Genomic DNA, 1057 nt, shown 5'->3' on the forward strand with positions numbered 1-1057 from the left:
ACTGTCCGCCGTCGGCCGCTACCTCGGCTACGCGGAGGGCACGGTCGGCGAAATGCTGGACGACGGGCGGAGGACCACCCGCGGTTCATCCAGGCCCGGCACGAGGAGACGGCCGCCCTCCAGGCGGTGGGGTACGCGAAGTACTCCCAGCGCACGGGCGTGTGCGTGGCCACCTCCGGACCCGGGGCCATCCACCTCCTCAACGGTCTCTACGACGCCAAGCTCGACCACGTGCCCGTCGTCGCCATCGTCGGGCAGACCGACCGGACCGCTCTGGGCGGCGCCTACCAGCAGGAGGTGGACCTGCCGGCCCTGTTCAAGGACGTGGCCTCGGACTTCTGCGAGATGGTGACCGTCCCCCAGCAGCTGCCCAACGTGCTGGACCGCGCCCTGCGCATCGCGACGGCCCGGCGGACCGTCACGGCCGCCATCGTCCCCGCCGATGTGCAGGACCTGCCCTACGAGGCGCCCACCCACGCGTTCAAGATGGTGCCCTCCAGCCAGGGCGTGGGCCGCTTCGCGCCCGTCCCGGCCGACGAGGAGCTCGCCCGAGCCGCGGAGGTCCTCCACGCGGGCGAGAAGGTCGCCATGCTGCTCGGCCAGGGCGCCCGCGGTGCCCGGGCCGAGGTCGAACAGGTCGCGGAGCTGCTGGGCGCGGGCGTGGCCAAGGCCCTGCTGGGCAAGGACGTCCTGCCCGACACGCTGCCCTTCGTCACCGGTTCGATCGGCCTGCTGGGCACCCGGCCCTCGTACGAGATGATGCGCGACTGCGACACCCTGCTGGTGGTGGGATCGAGTTTCCCGTACAGCCAGTTCCTCCCCGAGTTCGGCCAGGCCCGCGCGGTGCAGATCGACATCGAGCCGTCGATGGTGGGCCTGCGCTACCCCTTCGAGGCGAACGTCGTGGGCGACGCCGCCGAGACGCTCAAACGGCTGGTCCCGCTGCTGGAGCCGAAGGCCGACCGGTCCTGGCGGGACGGGATCGAGCAGCCCACCGCCCGCTGGTGGGAGGTGATGGAGCGCCGGGCCGAGGTCCCCGCGGACCCGGTGAACCCGG

1 pseudogene is annotated in these 1057 nt (G+C 72.6%); it reads left to right on the plus strand.

Annotation, left to right across the window (positions count from 1 at the left end):
- Positions 1 to 63 precede the first annotated feature (63 nt).
- A pseudogene (locus tag AB0B01_RS30955) lies at positions 64 to 1057 on the plus strand (thiamine pyrophosphate-binding protein); the annotation flags it as partial.

The organism is Streptomyces sp. NPDC044571 (assembly GCF_040647115.1).
Taxonomy (GTDB): domain Bacteria; phylum Actinomycetota; class Actinomycetes; order Streptomycetales; family Streptomycetaceae; genus Streptomyces.